Below are 21168 nucleotides of genomic sequence, written 5' to 3' on the forward strand. Positions count from 1 at the left end.
CTTTTACATTATTTATTTTTTATTTTATCCTAAACTTAAAATAATATAAAAAACATTATTCATAATCATTTAAATAAAATCTATCTTCAAACCAATTATCAAACTTATAATCATCAACTATAGGGAATGGCATATCTGAATATAAAAATGTTTCAATATCATTATCTCCAAACATATCGTATATCCACTCATCCCAATACTGGAAATCTTCAAAGTCATCTTTATTAAGATTGATTAACATTTCTTGCATTAATAATTCTGCCTCGTCAATGATTGATTTTAATATTATCTCTTCAATAGGCTTATGAGCTATAAAGTCATCACCCTTCACAGCTTTTATTATTAATTGATTTAAAGCTCTTTTTAATTTTATTAAGAAATTATAATCATACTCCATTAGGAATTCTTCTGGTAAGGATAACTGAAGGCTAGAAGCATTTAATTGTCCAATGTGTGAACCTTTAGGCAAGCTTGATAATTCTTCTAGATCCATCATTATATCATCTGATAAGATATCAGAACCTATGCAAAATGCTATAGCTGCGTATTTACCATATAAGTCGTTTATCGTTTCTGACCATGCATCATGAGTCCTATACTCATCTATATAATTTTCAACATCTGTTTTTTCATCATCAGGAAATTTTGACCACCTTAAAGCTACTAATATACCCTTAATTTTATCCTGTCTAATTGGATTTCCAGATTCATACCTACTCCATGTTCTAGTGCCTACATTAGCTTTTTTTGCAGCTTGTTCAATAGTTAAGCACAATTCTTCTCTTCTGTTTTTTATTAGCTTAGACATGTTGTTATTATTTTCTATTGAATTCATTATATTTCTCCATCCTAAATATGGCTTGCCACTTATATACATTATGCCTCTATTTCAAATAAAGTCAATCAGGATTTTTAAAACCATAAATTTACGCTTAGTTTTATTACTTATAAATTCCTATTTTTCATTATTATAAAATATTAAGAATTCGGAACCTATATGATATAATAATAATTGAGATAATAAATAAAAAATGTTAGCTAGATCTTTGATTATTTTAGAAAGGATAATAAATGAACGATTATTTAGAGTGTCCATTTTGTAAGAAGATATTTCCTTTGACTACAGATACTTTTTATGAAGCCTATCCTGAGTTTGGTTCTAATAATTGGGAATGTTATAGGCTGAAAAATTCAGAGGATAAGATTGAATATCCACATTTAGATACATCTGGGTTAATTGTACAATTTAATAAATGCCCAGCTTGCAAAAAAGTAACAATAGATATAATAGGAGCAGGTTCACAATTTCCTGAAGGGTTCAGACGAAGAATATTCCCAGCATCTCAAGCCAAACAATATCCAAATTACATACCAAGCCATATATTGAAAGATTATACTGAAGCATATGATATATTAGAATTAAGCCCAAAGGCTTCAGCTACCTTATCGAGAAGATGCCTACAAAGCATGATCAGACATAGGTGGAAAGTAAATGAGAAAAATTTATATAAGGAAATTGATGCTATAAGTGATAAAGTAGATGCCAAAACTTGGGAAGCCATTGATGCCTTGCGTAAAATAGGAAATATTGGAGCTCATATGCAAAAGGATACAAGACTTATTATAGATATAGAGCCTTTGGAAGCTGAAAAATTAATATTACTTATAGAGGTACTTATTAAGTCTTGGTATATAGATGTGTACGAGAGAGAAAAATTATTTGAAGACATAGTTAGTATCAATGATTCTAAAGAAAAATTACGAAGTGAAAAGTAAATATTATTAAAACAATTATTAAATTATAAGTATGGGAAATACTTTATGATATGATAAGTAGAAGATAATAAAAATAGGAGCACATAATGGATAATATTACTGGAGCCAATCTCGGTTTTGAAAAGGAAATTTTTGCTGCGGCAGATAAGCTTAGGGGCAATATCGATGCGGCTGAATATAAAAATGTTGTCTTAGGCTTGATATTTCTAAAGTATATATCAGATTCTTTTGAATCAAAATACAAGAGCCTACTTGAAGAAGGCGAAGAATACGCTGAAGACAGGGACGAATACCTAGCAGAAAATATTTTCTTTGTCCCAAAGGAAGCCAGGTGGAATTTTATCGCTTCACAATCCATGACCCAAGAAATCGGCCTTTTAATTGACCACGCCATGATTGCCATTGAGGAAGAAAACCCAAGACTTAATGGAATTTTGCCAAAAAATTACGCCAGACCTGAGCTTGACAAGAGAAAACTAGGCCAGGTTGTGGATCTTTTTAACAACTTGAAATTAAAAGACCACGGCTCATCTAAGGATATACTTGGCAGGACTTATGAATATGCCATAGCTCAATTTGCAAGCCTTGAAGGTAGAAACGCTGGGGAATTCTACACTCCTACATCTATAGTAAGGACCATTGTAGAAATCCTTGAGCCTTATCAAGGCCGTGTCTATGACCCATGTTGCGGCGCAGGGGGTATGTTTGTCCAATCTGCAAAATTTGTCCAAAACCACCAAGGCAGGGCAAATGACCTTTCTATTTATGGGCAGGAATCAAATGCCAATACTTGGAAGCTCGCCCAGATGAACTTAGCCATTCATGGCCTAGAGGGAGACTTGGGAGAAGGGGCTGCGGATACATTTTTTAGAGATCTTCACCCAAATATGAGGGCTGATTTTATCATAGCCAACCCACCTTTCAATCTCAAAGACTGGGGCGGGGACAGATTGGTTGAGGATAAGAGATGGAAGTACGGCCTTCCACCAGAAGGCAATGCCAACTACGCTTGGATGCAGCATATGATTTACCACTTATCAGACGTGGGCAAGATGGGACTAGTACTTGCAAATGGGTCCCTATCTTCATCCACCGGCACAGAAGCTCAAATCAGGGAAAATATCATCAAAGATGACCTGGTAGAATGTATAATTGCTATGCCAGACAGGCTATTTTATTCAACTGGGATTTCTGTTTCTCTTTGGATAATAAATAAGGCTAAGGCCCAGAAAAACAAGACCCTATTTTTGGATTGTAGGTCTCTTGGTCATATGGTAGACAGGGCCCACAGGGACTTGGCAGAGGTTGATATAGAAAAGATTGCGACTACCTACCATAAGTTTACCGAGGGGAAAGATGTAGAGGAAGCTGGCTTTGCCCATGTGGCAGAAACTAGTGAGATAGAAGCCAATTCCTTTGTCCTAACCCCAGGGCGCTATGTGGGCCTTGAGGAAGAAGACGAGGACGACGAGCCATTTGATGAAAAGATGGAAAGACTAGCAGGAGAACTCAAAACCCTCTTTGAAGAATCAAACAAGCTGGAAAAAGACATCAAGACCCAGCTTGGGGAGTTGGGGTATGGAATATAAAGAGAAGAAAATTTCAGATGTCATAGATATTATTATTGATAATAGAGGAAAGAACCCAGAAAAGTATTCAGAATTTTCAAAATATCCTGTTATTGATAATTACTTAATAAAAAATGATATATTTCCAGATTTAAACTTGGTTAATAGATATTTAGATAAAGATAGCTGGGATAACTTCTTACGAGGATATGTTATTAAGAACGATGTTTTAATAACTTTAGTAGGAAATGGAATTGGAAATGTAACGATGGTTCCTAATAATCAATGTGCAATAATTCAAAATACAATTGGATTGAGATGCAACGAGTTGATGTATAATAAATATTTATACTATGCACTGAAAAATGAAAAGAATAAAATAATTAAATATAACAGAGGAAGTTCACAACCTAGCATTAGGAAAACTGATTTATTAGGGCACTATATATTAGTTCCAGATTTAAACTATCAAAAGAAAGTTTTAAATTTTTTGTTTGGAATTGACAAAAAAATAGAAACCAACAATAAAATTATTGCTAACCTGGAAGCCCAGGCCCAGGCCTTGTTTAAATATTATTTTATAGACTTTGAGCCCTTCGCGGGTGGAAATTTTATAGACTCAGATTTGGGACCAATTCCAAAAGGTTGGGAAGTTTCAAACCTTGAAAAAATAGCTAACTATAAAAATGGTGTAGCTATAAAGAAATTCCCTCCAAAGGACAAGGATAACAGTCTACCTGCGCTTAAAATAAGAGAATTAAACAAAAATTCAACTGATGAAAGTAGTGATGTGGTTGGTAATTATATAGACGAAAGTGTAAAGGTTTATGATGGAGATGTTATTTTTTCATGGTCAGGAACTCTATTAGTTAAAATATGGACAGGTGGGGATGCTGGATTAAATCAACATTTATTTAAAGTAACATCTGAAAAATATGATAAATGGTTTTATTATTTATGGACATTGTATCATCTAGAGAAATTTATTTCGATTGCTAGAGATAAGGCAACAACAATGGGACATATAAAGAGATCGCATTTAAAAGAATCGAAAGTTTTGATTTGTGATGAAAAAACATATAAAAATGCTAGTGATGTTATAAATCCAATTATAGATTTAATTATAAATTTAGGAATACAAAATAGAACCCTAGCCCAGGCCCGTGATGCACTTTTGCCTAGGCTGATGGCGGGGGAGATTGACCTTGAGGGTCTAGGGGGATCTTATGACTGAAGTATTGTTAGAAAAAGGCTTTGAAGAGATTTTTATCAAGGCAATAGAGGATTTGGGTTATCAAAGGATTGACCAGACTATGATTAGGAGGGAATCCAAGAGGTCGGCCTTGGCGGCGGACTTTTTGAGAGATGCCCTAAGAAAGATTAATCCAGACTTGAGCGATGAATTGATTGACCAGGTGGTTTTTAAGATCAATAATATAGACGCAGGTCTCCTTGTAAATAGGAACGAAACTTTTTTTGATTATCTGCAAAATGGGGTCGAGGTCACAAGCTATGAGGACGGCGAGTCTAAGACTAGGATGGCTTATCTCATTGACTACGAAAACCCTGAGGCAAATTCCTTTGTAGTTGCAAACCAGCTTACAATAGAGGGTAGGGACACAAGAAGGCCAGATGTCCTTATCTATGTCAATGGTATGCCCCTGGTTGTAGTCGAGCTTAAGTCCTTAAATACAGAATTTTCTGATGTGGATAGCGCTTATAGGCAGATCAAAAACTACCAAAAGGGCATTGAGGAACTTTTTGTTTACAATGCATTTAATATTATTTCTGATTTCACCACGACTAAGGTTGGGACAATTACAGCCAATATGGCCTGGTACAAGGAGTGGAAGAGTGCGGACGGGTCCTATGAGTCCAAGGATTTTGGAGATTATATTACACCTATAAAAGGACTTTTGGAAAAGAGAAGATTTTTGGATATACTTAGGAATTTTATATTCTTTGAGCATAAGGACGAAGGAACTACCAAGATTATGGCCCAATACCACCAGTATTTTGCCGTCCACAAGGCAGTCAGGTCCACCCTAGAAGCTATCAAAAAAGGCGATGGCAGAGGGGGAGTTTTCTGGCATACCCAAGGATCTGGCAAGAGCTTGTCTATGGTTTTTTATAGCCAATATTTGATTAGAATCCTGGATAAGCCTACCTTTGTAGTTATTACCGATAGAAACGACTTAGATGACCAGCTTTATGGACAATTTGCCAGGGCATCTAGATTCTTAAGACAAGTCCCAGAACAAGCCAAGTCTAGAGAAGACCTCTATAATTTGCTTGATAAGAGAAAGTCTAACGGGATATTTTTCTCAACCATGCAAAAATTTAGAGAATCTGACGAGCCTTTGAGTTTGAGAAATGATATAATTGTGATTTCCGATGAGGCCCACAGGTCCCAGTACGGTTTGAGGGAGAAAATTGCCAAAGATGGAGCAATCCAAGTGGGAATGGCAAGGCTGGTGCGTGATAGCTTGCCAAATGCAACTTATATTGGTTTTACGGGGACACCTATTTCTGAAAAAGATAAGGATACCAAGGAAGTTTTTGGTTCTTATATAGATATCTACGATATGAACCAGGCCGTAAAAGACGGGGCGACCAAGCCAGTCTTTTATGAAAACAGGGTCCTAAACCTATTTTTGGACAAGGAAGTCCTAGACCTAATTGATGCCAAATATAAAGAAATGGAAGAAAATGCCAGTGCCATTGATATTGAAAATTCAAAGAAAAAGTTAAGTAAACTTGAAAGAATAGTTGGTTCTGATGAAGCCATTGATACCTTGGTTAGGGATATCATCGACCATTACGAAAAAAATAGGGCGGACCTTTTGACAGGGAAGGCCCTCCTAGTGGCTTACAACAGGCGTATAGCTATAAAAATTTACAAAAAAATCTTAGAGCTAAGGCCAGAATGGGATGAAAAGGTAAAAGTCGTTGCTACTTCAAGCAACAATGACCCAGAAGAATGGAAGGACATACTAGGCTTTAAGTCCGACAAGGAAGACCTAGCCAAACGCTTTAAAGACAACGACGATCCATTTAAGATTGCCATAGTTGTAGATATGTGGCTGACAGGTTTTGATGCGCCTTCTCTATCTACAATGTACGTTTATAAGCCTATGGAAGGCTACAATCTCATGCAGGCTATAGCCAGGGTAAATAGGGTCTTTGAAGATAAGGCAGGCGGACTAGTTGTAGACTACATTGGTATTGCCGATGCCCTTAGGAAGGCTATTAGCGAATATACCAGGGGTGGTAAAGATACCCCAGATCCTAACATTAGCGAAAGAGTTTATCCAGTATTTAAGGAAAAACTTGAAGCTTGCAGGATACTTGTTACAAATGATTATAAATATAAGAGGATTTTTGCCAAAGATATAGGAAAAGAGGAAATGGCAGGCCTTATCAGGGACGGAATCAATACTGTCCTTGGCTTTGACGATAAAATCCAGGAAGAATTTAAGAAAGAAGCCTACGCCTTAAAACAAGCCCACAGTCTTTGCGCTTCACTGACTGATGAAACAGAACAGAGAGAGGCAGCCTTTATTGAGGCGATAAGAATAAGTGTAATGAGGATTGCAAATCCTAACAAATTATCTAGGAAAGAAATTGATGCTGAAATAAGTACTCTGTTAGACAAGGTAGTGGAAAGTAGGGGTGTGATTGATATTTTCCAAACTATTGGTGGAGAAGTTAACTTATTTAATAGGGAATTTCTAGCAAATCTTGCGAAGATGAAGCAGAAAAACCTAAGCATCAAGCTATTAGAAAAGCTATTAAGGGACGAAATAGTTTTGTATGCAAGAACTGATAAGCTTAAGAGTGAAGAATTTTCTAAGAAATTAGAAAGGGTCATGGAAAGGTATAAAAGGGGCCTGATTGCCAATGCCGAGGGACTTCAAAATTTTACAAGTGGAGTGGCAGAAGATGGCGATAAGGACTATGACCTTGAAGACATAATTAATAAGCTTATAGGCTTGGCTGATGAAATGGTAAAAATGGAAGAAGAAAGCAAGGCCATAGGCCTTAGCAAGGAAGAACTCGCCTTCTACCACGCCATAATTCAACCAGAAAACATCAAGGACTTTTACACCAATGAAGACCTAGTCAAGTTTACTAGAGAATTGACTAAAACAATTGACGAGGAAATGACACCTGATTGGTCAATAAAAGAATCAGGCCGAGCCTCAATGAGATTGGCAGTCAAAAAGCTCCTTAGAAAATACAAGTATCCAAAAGATGAGATGAATAAGGTAATAAAATTAATTATTGACCAAGCTCAGTATTTTGATGAGGCTTATGAGTTGTGAGAAATAGGCTGCGATAAGGTAAGATACGGACTAGTAAGCTCTTTTGAGGAACTTTTGGATATAGTGATCAAATAAAAAAAGAAGCTGTTGCTGAATGAATAAAGCTTCCTTAAGTATTAGAGGTTTATGAAAGCCTTTGACTTTTCTCTAGTAATGGAAGGTACTAATTCATGAAATTGCAACAGCTTTTTAATGCATGGGATAATATATTAACTAAAACCCGTGAGTATCCCCAAAATCCTCATAGGTATTAGTCGCCCATATAATATTCTTTTTTGTAGACTTATCCTTAAGCAAACGCTTTAGAGCGATTTTCAAAGGATAAGAATTAAAATCAATCAACGGTTGTTCCATAATAACCTCAAATTTATTCACAAAGAAAATTTACTTATTAATACTATTATATCAGGTGTATGGATATATTAAAAATAAATACTCATATGAAATTAAATAATACATATAATGATTAACCATTAGACAGAAATAATAAAAAAAGTCAAATAGTTGACAAATAATGAAGATAGAATAAAATATAAGACCATAAAGATGGAAAATTCCAAGATACGGAGGTAAATATGGAACGATTAAAAGAGTTGATTGCTAATACAGTAGTTAGTGCTTTAGAGCAAGATTATGTTTATAAAAAAAATATCTTAGATTTACCAACTGCAAACTGTCACAGAGATTTAAAATTAGATACAATATACTGGCGATTAGAAGAAATTTTTACTTCTGATGACTGCTTTATACATGATTTTAAGAGAAGCTATTGGAAAGGAAAGATTTTAGTTGATTCAAAATCCAAGTCTTTAGTAAGTATTACCGGTACGACTAATTTAAATAAAGTGTCTAGAGATAAGTATAGTAGTAGTGATCACTATATGAAAATTATTAGTAACTCTTTAAATACTGATGTTAAACCTAATAAACAATTATCGTTTGATCCCTTATATACTGATGGAGTGGGGATATATAATAAAGAATTTAATGATATTTTTTCTGATATTGGTATAGATTTAAAAGGATATACTTATTATATAGTTGCATATGATTATAAATCTGATAAAGTAATTGATATTATTTGGTATTTATTTGACAGTGATTTCAATGAAGTATACACAGAATCACTGATTAAATTTATTAAACCAGATATTATAGAATTAACAAATTCAGAAAGTGAAACCGAGGATATTGATAAGAATTCGGAAAGTCCTCAGCCTAATGAAGGAATTAAACTAGGATTAAAAAAGAAAAAATCAGTAAAAAATAGTTAAGAGGTGTATATGATATGGGTTTTAAATTTAATGGGGAGAAGCTTAAAACAGCTAGAACATATAGAAGCATGACATTAGCTGAATTAGGTAGATCAATTGATTTGAGTAAGCAAACTCTTTCATTATATGAGAATAATAAAGGGAATCCTGATTTTGAAACTATTATGAAATTATCTAAGGTATTAAATTTTCCTACTAATTATTTCAACCAAGAATCAAGTCATAATATAAAATCAGGATCAACTTATTTTAGATCTTTAAGCACAACTACTAAGAAAAGTAGGTTAGCAGAGATTACAAGAGTTGAATTTATTGGTGCACTATATGAGGCGTTGTATAAATACGTTGATTTTCCCAAGTTGAATCTACCTAAAATTTACAATGATAATGAGGATTTATCTGATGAATATATTGAAAAGTTAGCGTCAGACTTAAGAAGTTATTGGGGGTTAGGATCAGAGCCTATTAAAAATTTACAATATGTTCTAGAATCAAATGGTCTAATTGTCACCGGAGTGAATGTTCCAGATAGAAAAATTGATGCATATAGTCAAATTGTGAATATAGACGATAATGAAACTTACATAATTGTTTTATGTGTTGGTAAAAAAGGTAAAGCAAGAATTAATTTTGATATGGCTCATGAACTAGGTCACATTATTTTACATCCTTGGACTGAAGATATCGAAACTTTATCTAATGATGAGTTTAAAGAAAGAGAGAGGCAAGCTAATAAGTTTGCCAGCTCATTTCTTTTACCAAGAGATACATTCTTAGCAGATTGTAGGAAATATCCAACAGAATTAGAATATTATAGAAACTTAAAAAATGACTGGGAAGTCTCTATTCAAGCTATGATATTTAGAGCCAACGATTTAGACGTTATAAGCAATAATCAGTACCAATATTTAATGAGACAAGTAAGTTCTAGAGGTTGGAGAAAAAAAGAACCAGGTGATTATCCATATACTCTAAATGAAAATATATTTAAAATGGCTATAAAATTACTTTTAGATAATGATTATTCGAAAGAAGATATTGTTAACATGTTTAATGAATCTTCGGTGAATTTTTTTAGTGACGAAATTGAAGGATTATTAAATTTACCAGAAGGTTATTTGAAAATAGAAAATAAATGTGAAAATAATATTGTTAAATTAAAGCTTAATGAGAAATCGTAAGAATTTTATTTGGTTAAGTCAATAATATAATAAATAATAGTCAGAATTGATAAGGAAACGATGAAAGATTTTGAAACAATGTATATAAGTATACCATCCGATAATGATGGATATATTTTATTAAAATGCCCATCTTGCGGAGAGAAATTTATGCTTCTCGAAGATGATATTAATGATGACACAGTTCTAGATATTTGGTGTCCGAATTGTGGTTTAGTACATCAAGAGTATTTTGATGATGAGACAATAAATCTAGCAGAAAGGATGGTAGGTAATAAAGTTGCTGATATATTAAATGAGATTTCAACATCAATTAATAAAAGTTTTAAAAATTCAGATATTGAAATTAAATCTGAAAAAAATAAAAAGGAAGTAGAGATACCTATAGGAAGAAAAATAGGTGATTTTGAAGAAAAATATTATGCATGTTGCAATAAATATGCGAAAATTAGTAGTATAAAGAAATTTGAGGGAGGATATTGTCCTTTTTGTGGAGAGCTTATAGATGGAGATTAATAAAAAGGAATTAAGGAAAATTAGTAGAAGATTTAGAAGCCTAGGCAAGAGCGTAATTTATGCTCATTATAGAGAACAAAATGATCTTCTAAAAGAATTTATAGATTATATAGATGAGACGTATTTGATATGCAATTATATTGAAAGCTTTAAATATGACATAGACGGATTAGAAGAAAATATTAATAGCGTTTATTCATCCTACGGAAGAGAGTGTTTAGACCTAGGAAGTAATGGTGGTAAAAGATTGTATCTTCTATATACTACTTTTAAATACATTATAGACAATGATTTAGATACTATTTTTTTGGGTTGGTTTTATGCTGATAGTAGTAAATATCAAGACATGGCATATTGTTTTGGAAATAGAATGGTTTACCCATTTATTTCAGAAATTGAAGAATATATTAAAGATATAGCAACTGATATGGGTTATGATGATAATAATAAATATGAAATTAACATAAATAGTTCTGGTGTTCAGGTAAATTTAGCTAGTGATAATTCATCTATAGATGCAATACAAAATAATTTTTTAAATATGAATGAGATTAATGAAGAAATTTTAAAGTTGGAAGGTATATTGGATCAAATAGCAGAAAAAGATAAACAAATTGTTTTATTGGAAAACTTAAAGCTTATAAAGGGGGAAGTAGCTAAAGCAAACCCTGATAGAAATCTATTAAAAACAGCTTTCAATTATTTGAAAATTATACTTGGTTCTATAGCGACACTTCCAGATTTTGTTGAGGGTATAAACAAATTAGGGATTTTATTGGGATTTTAAAATTGAATTGATTGCTATTAGTTATATTAATTAGGATATTGCAATTAAAAATTACTAAATTATATATTAATTGATTAAAAACTTATTTTATCAAACATAATTATACTCCCCTACCACCCTAGTGTGTTGGGGCATTTTCTTATCAGTATGGCTACATTTATCCCACTCATTGCACTACCCTAATAAAATATGCTATAATATCCCTAACAAGAAAATGTTTGCGTTAGCGGATAATATCCTTGTTTTTGCGGGAGAGGGGTATTACAATTTTATTTTTTAAGGAGTTTTTATGAAGAAGTTTTTGTGGATTTTGGCTTTGGGCCTTTTTCTTTCTGCTTGTGGCAATAAGGCTAATAAGGTTGAAAAAGTTTCAGATCAAGACTCTTTGACTGAGGATGATCTTTTCTTTTCTGATTTTAACCTGGTTTCTGTCATGGATGGGGAGGTTGTAAGTATCATTTCGGATATGAAAAATCTTGGCGCTGATACCTATGTCTATCCAGTTCCTTTGTCTGATGATCTTTTTGTTTTTGTTACAGGTTCTGAAGGTTTCCATAATAGCACTCTTATGAAGATTGTGGGCAAGGAGATTAAGGAAATTTATATAATTAAGGACCATGAATTTTTGCCATCTGCCAAGGTTTACGATAAGGTCTATGGGCTTTTTAGCGGCAATGTTAACCTTAGTAAATTTGATTATATTTCTGCCTTTGGTGAGATAGACCTAAAAACTGGAAAGACCAATATTTTTGAGGCCCTTAAAATGAAGGATTCTAATGGATTTTTGCAAGGTATTGGTTTTACTGACAAGGAGATTCGCTATATTAAACATAATATGTCTGGTGATTTTCCGGAAAAATTGTATAGGCTTGATTTATCTAAGGGCTATGACCAAGAGCCTGAAGAAGTCGGGGACGTGGAAGGTTTTACCTGGCTTCAGTCAGTTAAATATGACAAGAATGGCAAGGATAATTACGAAATTCTTGATGTAAACTTTGATGATGAGGGCAAATGTTATATTAACGGCAATAACTGCCCAGCAGAAGAAGGTACTCAGTTTATCTCAGCTGGGCCAAATGTTCTTTTGCAGACCTACATCGACCCTGAAAAGGACCCTTATTTGTTTAAGATGGATATAATAAATTTCTTGACTGGAGACTTTGTTGCCAAAGACCTAGAATCCTATGGTTATAGGGTTTTTAAGGGCAAGCTTTTTTATCTGGATAAGGATAAGAAGGTCCAAGTTTTGGATGGTTTCAAATAAGATTTTGACAAAATTTATCAAACGCCTGCAAGTTTTTTGGATTTGCGGGTGTTTTTTGTTTTTTAAGAGTTTTAATTTGCTGGAGGATAGGAAAGCCAGGCTAAGGCTTGGCTGGATTTGGATTTTGCCAAGATGAGCTTATTTCAAATTGGGTTTTGCCTTGGCCTTTGCTTTTAAATTCCATTTGGGAAATATTTGGGATAATTTTCCCAAGAAAACAAGGACCCTGACGGATCCTTTTGTGTTGAGAAAGTATATGAACTTAGGTCATTCCGACAGAAAAGCCGCTATGCTCTGACGAGGAATCTCATAAATTAGCGATTTCTTTATGGGATTTTCAAATATTAATTATTGAAACATTTAATTAATTTTGGTTGTCAACAAGCTGTGGACCTTAGGCCTCCTTTTTATTATAATTTTCCCTTATAAGGGTTTTCTTTGTCTCCGAATAGTAGTTTTTGGAAACAGTTGTTTTCTGGATCTTCATTCTTTAATTCTGGTTTGGCATACCAATAATCTCGGTTGATTTCTTCTTCCATGAAGATTACTTCTCCCGGATAATCTAGGGCTTTCACAGGATTTTTGGCTATTGTGTACATATTAATTACCCCATCTTTTACATTTTCATCATAGCCAAGTTCGTGGGATACGCCTACTTGTTCAAGGTCGTGTAGGTTGGTGCCTGGTAGGTAGACTATGTATTCCTCGCCTTTCATGGATTCGTCAAAATATATGGATGGGTAGTATACGTCATTAGTTTTACTGCCTTCGATATTGCCCTTTGTTGGGGTTTGGTATTTTATTTCTTCGAGAGTGAGAGCATAGGATTTGTCGTCTAATTTCCTTGGCTTACCAAAGCGGCCGGTGTATAGACAGGCTACTTTTTCGAGTCCCCCAGAGTAGGTGCATCCATCAAATGTTCCGTCCTTGTAGAAGTAGATAAAATCGCTTCTGTCGGTGATATAGGCGACAAATTCCTTGTCTTCTAGCATGGAGAATATTTCTGAGTCTGTGTTTTCTTCGTCTTTTGAGAGTTTTTCTTCGTCGGTTTTTTCTTTCTCCTTATCTTTTTCAGCTTCTTTTTTATCTTTGCCTTCTTCCTTTTCTTGGATTTGGGCCTCTTGGACTGGTTTATTTTCTGCTTCTTTATTTTGGTCCTTATCAGCCTTGCAAGCTGTGAAGGCTAGGCATAGGGCAAGGACTCCTAGGATTTTCTTTTTCATGACTTACTCCTTGGTATATTTTTATCATTGTACTTGAGCCTATTATCTTAAGCAATCAGAAGGGCCTGACTTTTGCCAAGAAAAAAGGACCCTTGCGGATCCTTTTGCTTTTATTTTTCTTCTTTTTTCTTACTTAGAACAACAAATGCGATTATTGCTCCTACAAGGACTATCCCCAAGTATCCTACGCCCTTGATACCTGTTTTGACTTGGCTTGCGGCCTTGGTCATGAGTGTTGGGGCGTCTTCTGATTTTACTCCTTGTTCATTTTGGCCTTGGGAGATGGTGACGGTTTCTGGCACGCCTCCGTTTGGGTTTTGTGGGGTGGTTGGAGTTTGGGCTGGTTGGCTAGTTGTTTGGGTGCTTGTTCCTGCCACTTCTGTGGTGTTTACTTCCACATTATTCCCTTCTGGTTTGCCATAAAATGGCTTGATGAAGTTATCTTCGCTTAATGGGAGGGTGTATTGGCCATTGGCCTTTATTTCTGCATCCTCGATATAATCGTCGTTGTTGGTGTTGATATTATCTAGGAAGGTCCTTTGGCTTGATGGAAGTTTTGAGTAGGCTTCCTTGATGCCTGGCCTTTGAGATTTGTAGAAGGCTGAGTTTTCGTTTAGGGTCCCGTCTACTTGGTTGCCACTTGTCAAAAAGCTTGTTTTTACAATCTTTGTTGATTGGTGGGTAAAGTCTTTTTTGGCGTTTTCTTCAAGAGTTTTGTCGAGTTTTTCGATTAAATCTTGGGTTCTTGCCTTGTCTAATTCTGTAATTTCTATTCCTGCCTTGACTTTTTTATCTGTCTCTAGAATATAGTTATAAATTTCTTCAAGGCATGGAGTAATGGCATTTTTCTCAGCTTCGCTTGCTCTTTTTAGGCCGTAGGAATTGACTGTTGACTCATAGAAGAGGTAGAGGTTTTTGATGTCTTTTTTGTCAAGCCTGTCTAGGAAAAATAACTTTCCTTGAAGGATATAGGCCTTGACGTCTTTTTTGACACCTTCCACATCTAGGTCTAGGGCAACTTTTTCGCCAGAAGCGTCGATTTGTTGAGAAAGCTCTTCTGTGGCTTTTTCCAAATCTTCCTTTGTGGCTGCCTTTTTATTTAATATGTCGATAAACTTTGTCTCATCGACTTCCTTTAACTCTTTGGCTATTAGAATCTTATTGTAAAGATCAAAGCGTGCCTTGAATTCTTCTTGGTAGGCTGGGTCGCTTTCGTAAGATTCTTTTGTAGTTTTTTCTTCGTTTTTTTCTGGGCTTTGGGCCTTTTTTTCGCTAGATGTTAGGATTTCAAATAGCGAAGGTGTTTTATTTGCTTCGTCCGCAAAAGCCTTGGATCCTGTCCCAAAGATAAGGGCGCAAGCTAGGGCTGTTGCTAGAGTTTTCTTAAAATTATTCATAAATCTTCCTTTTTTCACAATTGCTTATACTGTATTCATTATATTTATTTTTCCCACAAAATCAATATAAAATCTTTATTTATCCGAGGTATATAAATAGCCTAGATGATTAAAAAATAAAGGCCTGGAAAGATTTCAGGGCAGATTTTGAAAAGATGAAAGGTGAGGTCATTAAGGAGGAAAAAGGCCAATCATATTGACAAGCCTTGCCAATAATTTATAATTATCTTAAGAATAAAAGGAGAAAATATGAAAAAAATATTATTAAGCCTAGTGATTATGGTTGGGATTTTGGCGGCTTGTGGGCAACAACAAGTTGTAAGAAAGCCTAGCAATGTAAATGAAAATCTTGAAAGCCCAAGCCTTTCGAATATGGCAAATGAAGCCTCTTTTAATTTTGTGGGAGAAATCCTAAAGGATAAGCTAGGCGGAGACAATGACTTTGCCAGGGCCAATGTTGACAAGTTTATGGATATGGTTTCTGATTACAACAAGTCAGTTGGCGAGGAAAACCTCATTGGCGATTTTAAGGAAGACCTAAATCCGACCTACGATACAGGGAAGGTGATTGAAAATAGACAAAAGGCCCAGAAAAAATTTCCCGACACAAATTGTAGGATTAATGCCTATTTGCTTGCCCTTGCCAATATGAAAATCCAAAGGGCAGGCAATCCTGACGACGAGATGCTTTTTATGGACCTTGAAAAAATCAAGGAAGGCAAGATTTTTGATAGCCAAGTTAGTGAAACTTTTAGGAAATTTTTCTCAAGAGTCCCTACAAATGGATCTAAAAATCCAGAAGACCAGGCCAAGGTCATGGAAAAATATTTTGAAGGCTGGTCCTTTCCCAAAGACGCTAGCTTGGTTTCAGTTGTAATCCACGATAATTTGGACGGAAATTATTTATTTATAGGCCATATTGGAGTTCTTGTTAAAACCGACGAAGGATATTTATTTGTAGAAAAAATCTCCTTCGAAGAGCCTTATCAGGCCATAAAATTCCACAACCGCCAAGCTGTTTACGATTATCTAAAAGACAAATTCAAAGACTACACCGACCCAAATACCTGTCCGCCATTTGTGATGGATAATGGGGAATATGTAGGTTAGGAGGAAAGAAAAATGGAAATAAAAGTTGGAATATTACCAGAAAAAGACCAAGTCTTGGCCCTTTACGAAGACGCAGGATGGACCGCCTACACTGATGAGCCAGACATCTTGATGAAGGCCATAGAAAATTCCCTAAAAGTTTGGACCCTTTGGGACGGTGAAAAACTAATAGGATTGGCAAGGACAATAGGAGATGGGGCCACAATTTGCTACCTCCAAGATATCTTGATTTTAAAAGCCTACCAGGGCCAAGGTCTTGGCAGCGATTTATTAAAAGAAGTCATGAAAGAAAACCAAAACATCCGCCAATTTGTACTTTTGACCGAAGACAGTGAGAAAACTAAGGGATTTTATAAAAAATTAGGCCTAAGCGAAGTCGGAGAATTCTCTTGCCTGGCTTTTATGTGGTGAGATTGGGATTTTTCTTATTAATTATAGAGGATTAAGATAATAACGATGAACTGACAGAACCCTTGATGTAGAGAATTATGGAGGTCTCTCCATGCGCTGCGCTTAGTCGAGACGGGTGCGGGTTTGAGTTGGTTTCGGGGGATTTATTTGGATTTTATTCTAAAGACACTATTAAATTTTGTGAAATAGTCAGAATAAAGACCACCACCTCGAGGAGCAAAGCTTCGAGAGGTCTCTATCGGCTCACTCTGGATTAGGATTCGCTCTTGCATCGGGATTATTTTGTGAATTATATTGGTGAATTATAAAGGATTGGGATAATACCGGTGCATAAAGATAACCCTTGATGTAGAGGACGATTAAGGTCTCTTGTCGGCCTAAGGCCTCTGTCGAGATGAGGGCTTGGGTTTGCCTAGGTTTCAGGAGGGTTGTTATTATTTTATAAATGTTTTATGAAAAGACTGCTTCCTGGTTAGAAAAGGTTTTCAGTGGGTAAAATAATATTGAAAACAATAATTTAGATTGGAGGTTTTTATGGATAGAAAAGTTAAGATTGTTCAATTTGGTTGTGGAAAAATGTCCAAGCATCTTATGAAATATGCCTTAGGAAAAGGTGCAGAGATTGTAGGAGCATTTGATATGAATCCAGCAGTTATTGGAAAAGATATCGGTGATATTATTGGACAAGGCGAAGTAGGTGTCAAGGTTTCATCAGTAGATGATTTTGAAAAATGTTTGGAGACTGAAAAACCAGATGTTTGTATTGTTGCTACTAGATCTACTGTAGAGGAAATAGCAGATGCTTATAAACTATGTGCTAAGCATGGTGTAAATGCTATCTCTACTTGTGAAGAAGCTTTATATCCTTGGAATTCCAACCACAAGTTGACTGCAGAACTCGACAAATTAGCAAAGGAAAACAATTGTACTTTAGCGGGAAGTGGTTATCCTGATATGTACTGGGGAGTTTTAATAGATACACTAGCTGGTTCATTATATGATATAAAGAAAATAGTTGGTGTCAGCAGCTATAATGTTGAAGATTATGGTATAGCATTAGCTGAAGGCCATGGTGCTGGCTTGAGCAAGGAAGACTTTGAGGAAAAGTTTGGCAAGTATAATGATTTAAACTATGAAGAAACCCTAGAAGCAATAAATGAAGGCAAGGTAATTCCATCATATATGTGGAATCAAAATGGCTGGCTATGCGAAAAGTTTGGACTTACAATAAAATCTCAAACACAAAAAAGCATACCTGTTACAAATGAAAAAGATTTACAATCTTCAACCTTAAACATGACAGTTAAGGCAGGAGATGCCACAGGTACAGAGTTTGTTGTAACTACTGAAACAGAAGAAGGTATAACCTTAGAAACTCACAACCTAGGTTATGTTTATGGAGAAAATGATATAGATATGAATAGATGGACCTTTGAGGGTGAGCCAAATACAGATATAGTTATGGATAAACCTGATACAGTTAGACTAACCTGCTCAAATTTAATTAATAGGATACCAGAGCTAATTAATTCTAAGCCAGGTTATGTAACAACAGATAAGTTTCCAAATCCTGTCTATATGGTTAAAGATATGAATGAGTATGTAAAATAAAAATTTATTGATTGTTTGGAATGGCAATAAAAGAGAGAGCTTTCGCCTTTGCGATGCTCTCTTTTTGGTTTTTAGCCTTGTAAGCCGTCGGCTTGTCTTTGCATGTTTTCTACGACTATGTCGTGGATGTCGCCTAGGCTTGCGGCGTATTCTAGGACTTCCCATGGTTTGTTGGAGTGGAAGTGGATTTTTATAAGGTCTTCATCTCCCACTGCAAGTAGGCTGTCGCCTTCTAGGTTGTCTGAAATGTAGTCGAAGATTTCGTCTTCGTCTAGGTCTTTGTCTGTCCTTGCGATTAGCATTTGGCAATCGAATTGAAATTCAATTTTTTCGCCTGGTTTAAATTCGTGCATAGTATATACCTCATATTTTTTTCTAAATAATTGATTTTCGATTAACATAATGTTTATCATTTGATAAACATTCTCAATTAAATTATACCCTAGTTTCTCCTAGTTAGGTTCTTTTTTAATTCTTCTTCTAAATTTCTGATTTCGGCTTGGGCTTTTTCTCGGTTTTTGGCACCTTCGATTTGGATATTTCTTACTTCTTCGATGGTTGAAATTAGGGCTTCGTTGGTGTGTTTGATTGTTTCTACGTCAACTATGCCACGTTCTGTTGCCCTTGCGGTTTCGATTGTGTTTTGCTTTAGGGTGTCGGCGTTTTTCTTTAGTAGGTCATTTGTGAGGTCGGTGACCATTTGTTGGGTCCTTATGGCTTGGTCGGTGTGGTGCATGCCGAGGGCTAGGACCATTTGGTTTTTCCAAAGTGGGATGGTTGTGACAATGGTTGTCTGGATTTTTTCTGCCATAATTGAGTTTGATGATTGGACCATCCTTATTTGTGGGGCCATCTGAATTGAGACCATCCTTGTTAGGTCTAAATCGTGGAGTTTTTTCTCAAAACGGTTGGCCTGGGCCTTTAGGTCGTTGACTTTTTGGGCATCGAGGGGAAGGTTTGATTCGGCTGCCGCCCTTTCTAGGGCTGGGAGGTCATTTTTGTACAAATCTTCAAGTTTCCTCTTGCCGGCCTCTATATACATGGAAATTTCCTTGTAATATTCCTCGTTTAAGTCGTACATCTGATCAAGCATGGAGATATCTTTCATGAGGGTTATTTGGTGATTTTCCAGAGCTCTTGAGACTTCGTTGATGTTTTTTTCGGTAGACTGGTATTTGACTTTGAGATTGTCAATTTTCCTGCCGGCCTTTTTGAAAAAGCCAAGTGGGCCCTTAGATTCTTCCTCATCGTCCATGGTTTTGATGTCCATGACTACTGTGTCAAGGAGTTTGCCGATTTCGCCTAGGTCCTTATCTTTTACGGCATCTAGGGTCTTCTCGGAGAAGGTTGAAATCTTCTTTTGGGCGCCCGAACCGTATTGAAGGATGATGTTGGTATTGTCTAGGTCGATTTTTTTGGAAAATTCGTCTATCATCTTTTCCTCAGCTTCAGTAAAGACAATTTTATTTTCGATTTTTTCTGGCTCTGTTTTTAGGATTTGGTCGAGTTTTTCGTCGTTTTCTTCTATTCCGTCTAGTTTTAATTCGATATCACTCATGGTCTTTAAAATCTCCTTCTACTAGTCCTTCTTGTTTTAAAACAAGCCTAATGGTGTCAATATCAGTCTTTATGTCCATGGCCCTGTCAGAGATAAGGTCAACTTTGATCTTGTCAAAGGCCTCGGTAATGGTTTTAATTGACCCATCTATTTCCATCATAGATTTTAATATTTTAGGATTATTTGAGTCTATTTGCTCAAATTCCGAGTAAGACTCAACGAGTTTGGCTGCGGTTGGCATGTAAAAATCGTTGAATTTATTAAGGGCGATGGCTTTTTCTGGGTATTTGTCCAAAATATTTAGGATGTCCCTGATATTTTCAAAAAGTGGGGCCAGGTCCGCCTTAAAGCTAGGTGAAGAAATTTTCCTAGCTATTTCTTCCATGTCCCTTAGGGTAGAACCACAATTTGATAGAATGTCGGAAGCATTTTGGGAATCGAAGTCATCCGATTGTGCAATTTGTTCTTTTTCGTAGGAAGGAATTTTCCCTAGATTTTCCTTATAGAGCTTGAATGTTGGAATGTCAAGGATGAAAATCGAGTCATTTTCAACAATTCTTGCCTGTTTGAAATAGTTTTGTTTCATAAAATATAGCAAGTCCTTGATGGTTTCTTCCTCAGTTTGGGAAACTGCGCTGGCCAAATCTCTAATTGAGATAATGGTTGAGTTTCCAAGCTCACGCCTGTATCTAGAATAGTTTATGGCAAGCCTTTTGTAGTGGCTTGATAGCTTCCACATAAGGACTGGCGCTGCTACAGCACCTCCTAGACATAGGAGGCCGATCATTTTTGCTCCAAGGCCCCAATTTTCAATTGTGTCCATTCCTATGGCAAAAAGGGTCATACCAACAAAGACAGCCCCGATTTTTAAGAGACTTGACTTGGATTTTTCCTTAGGTTTTTGTTCACAAATATCAGGATTTTTTGCTGCTGGTAAATTCTTATTATATCCCTTGGAAAAGCTTGAAACAGCGTAATTTACAGAATTTTTTATTGTTTGTCCAATTGATTCAAAATCTATGTCGTCAAAGTCAAAATTGATATTAAAGTTATCTTTTTGACTATACTTATCTTTTTTCTTCATTTTATCTCCTTACAAAAGGTGATTTTCCTCTTGCTGATATTATACTATAGGATAAATATTTTTAAAATTCTTAAGACAAAAAT

Annotated in this window: 18 protein-coding genes; 12 read left to right on the top strand and 6 right to left on the bottom strand. The window is 35.4% G+C overall.

The genetic code is table 11. From position 1 onward, the window contains the following. Nucleotides 1-55: 55 nt before the first annotated feature. Complete coding sequence (locus tag AC1EJ5_RS04770) at nucleotides 56-775, bottom strand: helix-turn-helix domain-containing protein (RefSeq protein WP_308749132.1); 720 nt, start codon at nucleotides 773-775, stop codon at nucleotides 56-58. 296 nt (nucleotides 776-1071) lie between these two features. Between AC1EJ5_RS04770 and AC1EJ5_RS04775 the strand changes: the two genes are divergently transcribed. The 9 genes from AC1EJ5_RS04775 to AC1EJ5_RS04815 all read left to right on the top strand — a co-directional run bounded on the left by AC1EJ5_RS04775 (nucleotide 1072) and on the right by AC1EJ5_RS04815 (nucleotide 12691). Then, nucleotides 1072-1776, top strand: coding sequence for a DUF4145 domain-containing protein (locus AC1EJ5_RS04775; RefSeq protein ID WP_308749131.1), 705 nt, complete (start codon nucleotides 1072-1074; stop codon nucleotides 1774-1776). Between the two features lie 86 nt (nucleotides 1777-1862). Beyond that, a complete protein-coding gene (locus tag AC1EJ5_RS04780) occupies nucleotides 1863-3365 on the top strand; it encodes a type I restriction-modification system subunit M (protein WP_308749130.1) in 1503 nt (500 codons plus the stop codon). Further along, nucleotides 3355-4578: a restriction endonuclease subunit S gene (locus AC1EJ5_RS04785; RefSeq protein ID WP_308749129.1), complete on the top strand. Its 1224-nt coding sequence runs from the start codon at nucleotides 3355-3357 to the stop codon at nucleotides 4576-4578. The genes AC1EJ5_RS04780 and AC1EJ5_RS04785 overlap by 11 nt, the downstream gene beginning before the upstream one ends. Then, the gene (locus tag AC1EJ5_RS04790) at nucleotides 4571-7669 is read left to right on the top strand and encodes a type I restriction endonuclease subunit R (RefSeq protein ID WP_308749128.1); all 3099 of its coding nucleotides are present in this window, start codon (nucleotides 4571-4573) and stop codon (nucleotides 7667-7669) included. Before AC1EJ5_RS04785 ends, AC1EJ5_RS04790 begins: the two co-directional genes overlap by 8 nt. A 575-nt stretch (nucleotides 7670-8244) precedes the next feature. Further along, a complete protein-coding gene (locus AC1EJ5_RS04795) occupies nucleotides 8245-8943 on the top strand; it encodes a DUF5986 family protein (protein ID WP_308749127.1) in 699 nt (232 codons plus the stop codon). A 14-nt stretch (nucleotides 8944-8957) separates the two neighbouring features. Beyond that, the gene (locus AC1EJ5_RS04800) at nucleotides 8958-10124 is read left to right on the top strand and encodes a helix-turn-helix domain-containing protein (protein ID WP_308749126.1); all 1167 of its coding nucleotides are present in this window, start codon (nucleotides 8958-8960) and stop codon (nucleotides 10122-10124) included. A 60-nt stretch (nucleotides 10125-10184) separates the two neighbouring features. After that, the gene (locus AC1EJ5_RS04805; protein ID WP_308749125.1) at nucleotides 10185-10640 is read left to right on the top strand and encodes a TFIIB-type zinc ribbon-containing protein; all 456 of its coding nucleotides are present in this window, start codon (nucleotides 10185-10187) and stop codon (nucleotides 10638-10640) included. Further along, nucleotides 10630-11427 (top strand): conjugal transfer protein, encoded by a 798-nt coding sequence (locus tag AC1EJ5_RS04810; protein WP_308749124.1) that lies wholly within the window; start codon nucleotides 10630-10632, stop codon nucleotides 11425-11427. The genes AC1EJ5_RS04805 and AC1EJ5_RS04810 overlap by 11 nt, the downstream gene beginning before the upstream one ends. Nucleotides 11428-11716: 289 nt before the next feature. Further along, a complete protein-coding gene (locus tag AC1EJ5_RS04815) occupies nucleotides 11717-12691 on the top strand; it encodes a hypothetical protein (RefSeq protein WP_479814866.1) in 975 nt (324 codons plus the stop codon). Between the two features lie 410 nt (nucleotides 12692-13101). Here AC1EJ5_RS04815 and AC1EJ5_RS04820 read toward each other — a convergent pair whose 3' ends face one another. Both AC1EJ5_RS04820 and AC1EJ5_RS04825 read right to left on the bottom strand, forming a co-directional pair. Further along, nucleotides 13102-13914, bottom strand: coding sequence for a hypothetical protein (locus AC1EJ5_RS04820; protein WP_479814868.1), 813 nt, complete (start codon nucleotides 13912-13914; stop codon nucleotides 13102-13104). A 110-nt stretch (nucleotides 13915-14024) separates the two neighbouring features. Beyond that, the gene (locus AC1EJ5_RS04825; RefSeq protein ID WP_479814870.1) at nucleotides 14025-15311 is read right to left on the bottom strand and encodes a hypothetical protein; all 1287 of its coding nucleotides are present in this window, start codon (nucleotides 15309-15311) and stop codon (nucleotides 14025-14027) included. A 249-nt stretch (nucleotides 15312-15560) separates the two neighbouring features. Here AC1EJ5_RS04825 and AC1EJ5_RS04830 point away from each other — a divergent pair, with 249 nt between their 5' ends. The 3 genes from AC1EJ5_RS04830 (at nucleotide 15561) to AC1EJ5_RS04840 (ending at nucleotide 18443) form a co-directional block, all read left to right on the top strand. Then, nucleotides 15561-16421 carry a DUF4300 family protein gene (locus tag AC1EJ5_RS04830; protein ID WP_479814872.1) on the top strand — a complete coding sequence of 287 codons (861 nt, stop codon included), beginning with the start codon at nucleotides 15561-15563 and terminating at the stop codon, nucleotides 16419-16421. A 12-nt stretch (nucleotides 16422-16433) separates the two neighbouring features. Further along, nucleotides 16434-16832, top strand: coding sequence for a GNAT family N-acetyltransferase (locus tag AC1EJ5_RS04835; RefSeq protein ID WP_479814874.1), 399 nt, complete (start codon nucleotides 16434-16436; stop codon nucleotides 16830-16832). 534 nt (nucleotides 16833-17366) lie between these two features. After that, nucleotides 17367-18443, top strand: a complete 1077-nt coding sequence (locus tag AC1EJ5_RS04840) for an NAD(P)H-dependent amine dehydrogenase family protein (protein ID WP_479814876.1) — start codon at nucleotides 17367-17369, stop codon at nucleotides 18441-18443. Nucleotides 18444-18514: 71 nt separating this feature from the next. Here the strand turns inward: AC1EJ5_RS04840 and AC1EJ5_RS04845 are convergent, their stop codons facing one another. The 3 genes from AC1EJ5_RS04845 to AC1EJ5_RS04855 form a co-directional block, all read right to left on the bottom strand. Then, nucleotides 18515-18796, bottom strand: coding sequence for a kinase to dihydroxyacetone kinase (locus AC1EJ5_RS04845; RefSeq protein WP_209774744.1), 282 nt, complete (start codon nucleotides 18794-18796; stop codon nucleotides 18515-18517). Between the two features lie 89 nt (nucleotides 18797-18885). Continuing rightward, on the bottom strand, nucleotides 18886-20001 hold the full coding sequence (locus AC1EJ5_RS04850; RefSeq protein WP_223418864.1) for a toxic anion resistance protein: 1116 nt from the start codon (nucleotides 19999-20001) through the stop codon (nucleotides 18886-18888). Beyond that, nucleotides 19994-21085, bottom strand: a complete 1092-nt coding sequence (locus AC1EJ5_RS04855; protein WP_479814878.1) for a 5-bromo-4-chloroindolyl phosphate hydrolysis family protein — start codon at nucleotides 21083-21085, stop codon at nucleotides 19994-19996. Before AC1EJ5_RS04855 ends, AC1EJ5_RS04850 begins: the two co-directional genes overlap by 8 nt. Nucleotides 21086-21168 lie beyond the last annotated feature (83 nt).

The sequence above is a fragment of the Anaerococcus sp. C0059F3 genome, assembly GCF_056590475.1.

What these genes read in the sequence shown, in the direction of transcription:
- AC1EJ5_RS04775 (WP_308749131.1), top strand. Translation starts at nt 1,072, where the DNA reads ATGAACGATTATTTAGAGTGTCCATTTTGTAAGAAGATATTTCCTTTG.
- AC1EJ5_RS04780 (WP_308749130.1), top strand. Translation starts at nt 1,863, where the DNA reads ATGGATAATATTACTGGAGCCAATCTCGGTTTTGAAAAGGAAATTTTT.
- AC1EJ5_RS04785 (WP_308749129.1), top strand. Translation starts at nt 3,355, where the DNA reads ATGGAATATAAAGAGAAGAAAATTTCAGATGTCATAGATATTATTATT.
- AC1EJ5_RS04790 (WP_308749128.1), top strand. Translation starts at nt 4,571, where the DNA reads ATGACTGAAGTATTGTTAGAAAAAGGCTTTGAAGAGATTTTTATCAAG.
- AC1EJ5_RS04795 (WP_308749127.1), top strand. Translation starts at nt 8,245, where the DNA reads ATGGAACGATTAAAAGAGTTGATTGCTAATACAGTAGTTAGTGCTTTA.
- AC1EJ5_RS04800 (WP_308749126.1), top strand. Translation starts at nt 8,958, where the DNA reads ATGGGTTTTAAATTTAATGGGGAGAAGCTTAAAACAGCTAGAACATAT.
- AC1EJ5_RS04805 (WP_308749125.1), top strand. Translation starts at nt 10,185, where the DNA reads ATGAAAGATTTTGAAACAATGTATATAAGTATACCATCCGATAATGAT.
- AC1EJ5_RS04810 (WP_308749124.1), top strand. Translation starts at nt 10,630, where the DNA reads ATGGAGATTAATAAAAAGGAATTAAGGAAAATTAGTAGAAGATTTAGA.
- AC1EJ5_RS04815 (WP_479814866.1), top strand. Translation starts at nt 11,717, where the DNA reads ATGAAGAAGTTTTTGTGGATTTTGGCTTTGGGCCTTTTTCTTTCTGCT.
- AC1EJ5_RS04820 (WP_479814868.1), bottom strand. Translation starts at nt 13,914, where the DNA reads ATGAAAAAGAAAATCCTAGGAGTCCTTGCCCTATGCCTAGCCTTCACA.
- AC1EJ5_RS04825 (WP_479814870.1), bottom strand. Translation starts at nt 15,311, where the DNA reads ATGAATAATTTTAAGAAAACTCTAGCAACAGCCCTAGCTTGCGCCCTT.
- AC1EJ5_RS04830 (WP_479814872.1), top strand. Translation starts at nt 15,561, where the DNA reads ATGAAAAAAATATTATTAAGCCTAGTGATTATGGTTGGGATTTTGGCG.
- AC1EJ5_RS04835 (WP_479814874.1), top strand. Translation starts at nt 16,434, where the DNA reads ATGGAAATAAAAGTTGGAATATTACCAGAAAAAGACCAAGTCTTGGCC.
- AC1EJ5_RS04840 (WP_479814876.1), top strand. Translation starts at nt 17,367, where the DNA reads ATGGATAGAAAAGTTAAGATTGTTCAATTTGGTTGTGGAAAAATGTCC.
- AC1EJ5_RS04845 (WP_209774744.1), bottom strand. Translation starts at nt 18,796, where the DNA reads ATGCACGAATTTAAACCAGGCGAAAAAATTGAATTTCAATTCGATTGC.
- AC1EJ5_RS04850 (WP_223418864.1), bottom strand. Translation starts at nt 20,001, where the DNA reads ATGAGTGATATCGAATTAAAACTAGACGGAATAGAAGAAAACGACGAA.
- AC1EJ5_RS04855 (WP_479814878.1), bottom strand. Translation starts at nt 21,085, where the DNA reads ATGAAGAAAAAAGATAAGTATAGTCAAAAAGATAACTTTAATATCAAT.